The sequence below is a fragment of the Clostridium sp. HV4-5-A1G genome (assembly GCF_900184915.1).
Lineage (GTDB): Bacteria > Bacillota > Clostridia > Clostridiales > Clostridiaceae > Clostridium_B > Clostridium_B aromativorans.
This window is the reverse complement of sequence record NZ_FXYI02000192.1, coordinates 1-6,377: the sequence shown is the minus strand read 5'-3', so window position 1 is coordinate 6,377 and position 6,377 is coordinate 1. Positions and strand designations below refer to the sequence as shown.

General features: G+C 33.3%; 5 protein-coding genes. All 5 read left to right on the top strand.

Features of this window, described 5'->3' with window-relative positions; all coding sequences use genetic code 11:
* Positions 1 to 163: 163 nt before the first annotated feature.
* Positions 164 to 1,462: a trigger factor gene (gene tig / locus J5G60_RS15700; RefSeq protein ID WP_150357954.1), complete on the top strand. Its 1,299-nt coding sequence runs from the start codon at positions 164 to 166 to the stop codon at positions 1,460 to 1,462.
* Positions 1,463 to 1,515: 53 nt separating this feature from the next.
* Entirely contained in the window at positions 1,516 to 2,100 is a 585-nt protein-coding gene (gene clpP, locus J5G60_RS15695; RefSeq protein ID WP_150357955.1) for an ATP-dependent Clp endopeptidase proteolytic subunit ClpP, read from the top strand.
* Between the two features lie 19 nt (positions 2,101 to 2,119).
* Positions 2,120 to 3,409 (top strand): ATP-dependent Clp protease ATP-binding subunit ClpX, encoded by a 1,290-nt coding sequence (clpX, locus tag J5G60_RS15690; RefSeq protein ID WP_150357956.1) that lies wholly within the window; start codon positions 2,120 to 2,122, stop codon positions 3,407 to 3,409.
* Positions 3,410 to 3,611: 202 nt separating this feature from the next.
* Positions 3,612 to 5,933, top strand: coding sequence for an endopeptidase La (gene lon / locus J5G60_RS15685; protein WP_150357957.1), 2,322 nt, complete (start codon positions 3,612 to 3,614; stop codon positions 5,931 to 5,933).
* Between the two features lie 13 nt (positions 5,934 to 5,946).
* Positions 5,947 to 6,377 (top strand): ribosome biogenesis GTP-binding protein YihA/YsxC (yihA, locus tag J5G60_RS15680; protein ID WP_207876576.1); only part of this gene is annotated, 431 nt, incomplete at its 3' end.

Below are 6,377 nucleotides of genomic sequence, written 5' to 3'. Positions count from 1 at the left end.
ATATAATATAAAGGTACAAATTAATAATTTATTCTTAATATTGAAATTAAATTATGGTCAATGAGTAAAAGTGGAAAGTATAATATATAAATGTGAATGGATATATGATATAATAGCATAGTTGATATAAGCATACAGAGTAATTAGTGGGAGGAATTTTGTAATGAATGTTAAGAAGGAAACGATAGAAGAAAATGTTGTAAAATTAGAGATAACTGTAGAATCTTCAAAATTTAATGAAGCAATGAAAAAAGCATTTGTGAAAAATGCCAAAAAGTTTAATATACCAGGTTTTAGAAAGGGCAAGGCCCCAATGAACATAATAAAGAAATATTACGGTGAAGGAGTTTTTTATGAAGATGCTATAAATTTCTGCTGTGATGATACATATCCCAAGGCACTGGAAGAAAACAGCATAAAACCTGTGGATTATCCTCAAATTGATATAGTTCAGATAGGTGATAATAAAGATTTTGTATATACGGCAACTGTAACTGTGTTTCCAAAAGTAAAACTTGGAGAATACAAAGGTCTTGAAGTGAAAAAGAATACATATGAAGTGACAGAGGAAGATGTGGAAAAAGAATTAGAGACAATGCAGCAGAAAAATGCTAGAATAGAAACAAAAGAAGATGGAGTTGTAGAAAAGGGAAATATAGCCGTAATAGATTTTAAGGGAACAGTGGATGGCAAAGAATTTGAAGGTGGAGAAGGAAAAAATTATAAATTAGAAATTGGTTCAGGAACTTTCATAGATAATTTTGAAGATCAACTTATTGGACTAAAGACTGGTGATTCCAAGGATGTCCATGTGAAGTTCCCCGAAGAATATGGAAGAGAGGATTTAAATGGAAAGGAAGCTGTATTTAAAGTTACAGTCAATGAAATAAAGATCAAGGAATTACCGGAGCTAGATGATGAATTTGCGAAGGAAATATCTGAATTTGATACCTTGGAGGAAGTTAAGGCTGACATAAGAAGTAAGAAACAGGAGGCAAATCAATTAAAAGCTGACAGGGAATTTGAGGAAGCAGTTTTAGATGCGGTTTGTTCAAATGCAGAAGTGAATATACCAGAAGTTATGATTAAAAAAGAAGTTGATAATATGCTTAAGGATTTAGAGATGAAATTGAAATACCAGGGGTTAGATCTTAAAACTTATTATCAATATACAAATAATACAGAAGAAAAAGTTAGAAATTATATGAAAGAAACAGCAGAAAAGAGAGTTAAAACGGATTTAGTTGTTGGAGAAATAGCTAAAGTGGAAGATATAAAAGTGGAAGATGAGGAACTTTTAGAGAGAGCAAAGGATATGGCTAAACAGTATGGCAGCAAAGAAGAGGATAAGATTCAAAAGATGTCAAAGCTTATTCTCGATAGCCAGAAAGAATATTTGAAAACAGATGTAATGAATGGCAAGGTAGTAAATATGTTGGTGGATAGTAGTAAGGCGATATAAATTATTTTTTAATATATACTAATTTAAGATATAGTATAAAGGAGGAGAGATTTATGAGTTTAGTACCAGTAGTTGTAGAACAGACAAATAGAGGAGAAAGATCCTATGATATTTATTCTAGACTTTTAAAGGATAGGATAGTAATGTTAAGTGAGGAAGTAAATGATGTAACGGCTAGCCTTGTGGTAGCACAATTGCTGTTTTTGGAAGCTGAAGATCCAGATAAAGACATATATCTTTACATAAATAGCCCAGGAGGATCTATAACCTCTGGAATGGCAATTTATGATACAATGCAGTATATAAAGTCAGATGTGTCCACTATATGCATAGGAATGGCAGCTTCTATGGGTGCATTTTTGCTTACAGCTGGTGCAAAGGGAAAAAGATTTGCACTTCCAAATGCAGAGATAATGATACATCAACCTCTTGGTGGATTTCAAGGGCAGGCGACTGATATAGGAATTCATGCAAATAGAATACTAAAAATAAAGAAAAAACTAAACACTATAATAAGCGAGAAAACAGGTCAGCCTCTTGAAAAAGTTGAAAGTGATACAGAGAGAGATAACTTTATGTCGGCAGAAGAAGCCAAAAATTATGGTTTAATAGATGAAGTTATTACAAAAAAGAAATAACCTTTAGTGAGGTGTAGAAATGGCAAAAAATGATGAAAAAAAGCAACTTAAGTGCTCATTCTGCGGTAAGACACAAGATCAAGTTAGAAGATTAATTGCAGGACCTGGTGTATACATCTGTGATGAATGTATAGAGCTTTGTTCTGAGATAATAAGTGATGAATTTGAGGAAGATGTACAGATAGACATGACTTCAATTCCAAAGCCTATAGAAATAAAAAATTATCTTGATCAATATGTGATAGGTCAGGAAGATGCAAAGAAGTCACTAGCAGTGGCAGTATATAATCATTATAAAAGGATAAATTCTAATAAGGAAAGTGATGATATAGAACTACAGAAAAGTAATATACTTTTACTTGGACCTACAGGATCTGGTAAAACACTTTTAGCTCAGACTCTGGCAAGATTTCTGAATGTACCTTTTGCTATTGCAGATGCTACTACGCTTACAGAAGCTGGCTATGTGGGTGAAGATGTAGAAAATATATTGTTAAAACTTATACAGAATGCTGATTATGATATAGAAAGAGCTGAACGCGGAATAGTTTATATAGATGAAATAGACAAGATAGCTAGGAAATCAGAAAATCCATCTATAACTAGGGATGTGTCGGGAGAAGGTGTACAGCAGGCACTTTTAAAGATACTGGAAGGTACTGTAGCTTCAGTGCCACCTCAGGGGGGAAGAAAACATCCTCATCAGGAATTTATTCAGATCAATACCACTAATATATTATTTATATGCGGTGGAGCTTTTGACGGTATAGATAGTATAATAGAGAGAAGGACTAGAATGAGTACTCTTGGTTTTGGTGCAAATATACAATCTAAAAAGGAAAAGGACGTAGGAAAGCTTCTAAAGGAGATAATGCCAGGAGATCTCTTGAAGTATGGTCTTATACCGGAGTTTGTAGGAAGAATTCCAATTATAGTAACTTTAGATGCGCTTGATAAAAATGCATTGATAAGTATTTTGAAGGAACCCAAAAATGCACTTGTTAAACAATATAAAAAACTCTTTGAATTTGATGATGTAGAACTGGAATTTGAAGATGGGGCATTGGATGCGATAGCGGAAGAGGCATTAGAGAGAAACACAGGAGCAAGAGGACTTAGAGCTATTATAGAAGAAACTATGAAAGACATAATGTTTGATATTCCCTCGAGAGAGGAAATATGTAAGGTAATAATAGATAAAAATGCAGTGTTAAAGGGAAAACCAAAGGTTATAAATGCTGAAAATGGGAAGAGAACTCCTATTAAATTAAAAAAATCCAGAACGCGAAAAGGTCCTGAAACTGCATAGCTTCATATCAAAAAGAGTACTGATTCCGGTACTCTTTTTTAGGTAAAGTTTAGGTTATCTATGTTTAATTCAATAAAATGATTGTGGATAAAGTACAGGGTAATTGAAAAAAATATATTTTATAGTTATAATAAATTAATCTGTTGTTTGTTAGCAGAAAATGTTATTGTACTATAAAATCTTTTAAAAGGAGGAGAGAGATATGGATAAAAATTTAAGAGATCTTCCTCTAATTCCGTTGAGAGGTATTACTATATTTCCGTATATGGTTCTGCATTTTGATGTAGGTAGGGAAAAATCAATACTTGCACTTGAAGATGCCATGCTTACAGAGCAGAGAATATTTTTGACTGCACAGAAGGATGTAAAAACTGAAGAACCTGGAGAAGAAGATATATTTAGAACAGGTACAATTTGTAATATAAAGCAGATATTGAAATTGCCTGGAGATACAGTGAGAGTACTTGTAGAGGGTGAATCCAGAGCAGTGCTTAGAAAATATATCAGTGAAGATCCATTTTTTAAAGTTCAAGTTGAAGTAATAGAGGATAAAAATTATAGCGAGGATAAAAATTATGAAGCCCTTGTGCGAGCTATAGAAAAAAATTTTAATGAATATATAAAGTTATCTGGAAATATACCGGTAGAAACTATAATAACATTGGAAGAGTTAAACAGTCCTGGAAGATTAGCTGATACTGTGAGTTCCTATCTGATGTTAAAACAGGAAAAAAAGCAGGAACTTCTTGAATGCTATGATGTGGGAAAAAGACTTGAAAAATTGCTTTCCATATTGGTAAATGAAATAGAAATTTTGAAGTTGGAAAGGAAAATAGGCGCTAAGGTAAGAAACAAAATAGATAAAGTTCAAAAGGAATATTATCTGAAAGAACAGTTAAAAGCTATACAGGAGGAACTAGGGGAAGAAGATGAAGACAAAAGAGAAATAAAGAGGTATAAGAATAAGATAACTAGAGCTAAATTGCCTAAAGGTGTTAAAGATAAGGCGTTATATGAGTTGGATAGACTTAAAAATACAGGTTCTTATTCTTCAGAAGGAGGAGTAATAAGAACTTATCTGGACTGGATATTGAGTCTTCCATGGAATATTGAGACTAAAGATAATTTAAATATAAAATTAGCCAGAGAAATACTTGAAAAGGATCACTATGGATTAAAAGATGTTAAAAATAGGATAATTGAGTATCTGGCAGTTAAAAAAATGAACAAGTCTCTTAAAGGACCAATACTTTGTCTTGTAGGACCTCCAGGTGTAGGGAAGACTTCTATTGCAAAGTCTATAGCCCATGCTTTAAACAGAAATTTTGTGAGAATGTCATTGGGGGGAGTGAAGGATGAGGCAGAGATCAGAGGACATAGAAAAACTTATGTAGGAGCTATTCCAGGAAGAATAATATATGGCATGAGACAGGCAAAATCAAAAAATCCACTGTTTTTACTGGATGAAATAGATAAAATGAGCAGCGATTTCAGAGGAGATCCAGCAGATGCACTTCTAGAGGTATTAGACAGCGAGCAAAACAGTACCTTCAGGGATCATTACCTTGAACTGGATTTTGATCTGTCCAATGTGATGTTCATAACTACTGCGAATACCCTTGAAACTGTTCCAAGGCCCCTTTTTGACAGAATGGAGGTAATAGAAGTATCTGGGTATACTTCTGAGGAAAAGTTTAATATATGTAAAAAATACCTGGTACCTAAAGAATTGAAAGAAAACGGAGTTAAAAATAATGAGATTGCTTTCTCAGATTCTTCCATATATAAGTTGATAGATAATTATACTAGGGAATCTGGGGTCAGAAGCCTGGAAAGAAGAGTTGCATCCCTTATAAGAAAAGCTATATCAGAAATGATGGAAAAAGGTAAAAAGTCCATAAGTATAACCGTAACTAAGGTTAAATACTACCTTGGTTCTGAAATATTTACCTATGATAAGGCAAATGAAGAAGATAAGGTTGGAGTAGTCATGGGAATGGCATGGACCGGATATGGAGGAGATACTCTTCCTATAGAGGCTACTGTTATGCCTGGAAGTGGCAAATTGCAGCTTACGGGTCAACTGGGAGATGTTATGAAGGAATCGGCTAAAGCTGGTTACAGTTATATAAGGGCCAATTCACATAAGTATGGAATTGAAAGTGACTTTTACAAAAATTATGATTTACATATACATGTTCCGGAAGGTGCAGTACCAAAAGATGGTCCTTCGGCAGGTGTGACTATGGTTACTGCTATGATATCTGCTTTAAGTAAAAGAAAAATAAAGCACAATGTGGCCATGACAGGGGAAATAACTTTGACAGGAAGAGTTCTTCCTATAGGAGGATTGAAAGAAAAAAGCCTTGCAGCATATAGGGCTGGTATAGATACGGTTATAATTCCTGAAAAAAATAAAAATGATCTATTGAAAATTCCCAATACAGTTAAAAACAAGATGAAATATATATTGGCAGACAACATAGATGTAGTATTGAAAAATTCGCTTTTAACCAGAGATTAGGTGGTATTTATTTATGAAAATAAAACAATCAGAATTTTTAATTTCAGCAGTAGATTCAAGTCAATATCCCAAAGACAACAGGGAGGAAATAGCTTTTGTTGGAAGATCCAATGTAGGAAAGTCCTCCCTTATAAATGCACTTGTAAATAGAAAAAAATTAGTTAAAGTAAGTAGTACTCCAGGTAAAACCAGGCTGATCAATTTCTTTTTAATAAATGATATGTTCTATTTTGTAGATTTGCCAGGTTACGGATATGCGAAAGCTTCGAAAAGGGAAATACAGGGATGGGGAAAAATAATAGAAAAATATCTGCAGGATAGAAAACAACTTAAAGCAATAGTTCTTATATTGGATTGCAGGCATAAACCAACGGCAGATGACATAACTATGTATAAGTGGATTAAGCATTATAAATATAAAACTGTTATTATAGTTACAAAAAT

Excerpts from the sequence above, each read along its gene's own strand:
- clpX (WP_150357956.1), top strand. The coding sequence starts at position 2,120 with ATGGCAAAAAATGATGAAAAAAAGCAACTTAAGTGCTCATTCTGCGGT.
- lon (WP_150357957.1), top strand. The coding sequence starts at position 3,612 with ATGGATAAAAATTTAAGAGATCTTCCTCTAATTCCGTTGAGAGGTATT.
- clpP (WP_150357955.1), top strand. The coding sequence starts at position 1,516 with ATGAGTTTAGTACCAGTAGTTGTAGAACAGACAAATAGAGGAGAAAGA.
- tig (WP_150357954.1), top strand. The coding sequence starts at position 164 with ATGAATGTTAAGAAGGAAACGATAGAAGAAAATGTTGTAAAATTAGAG.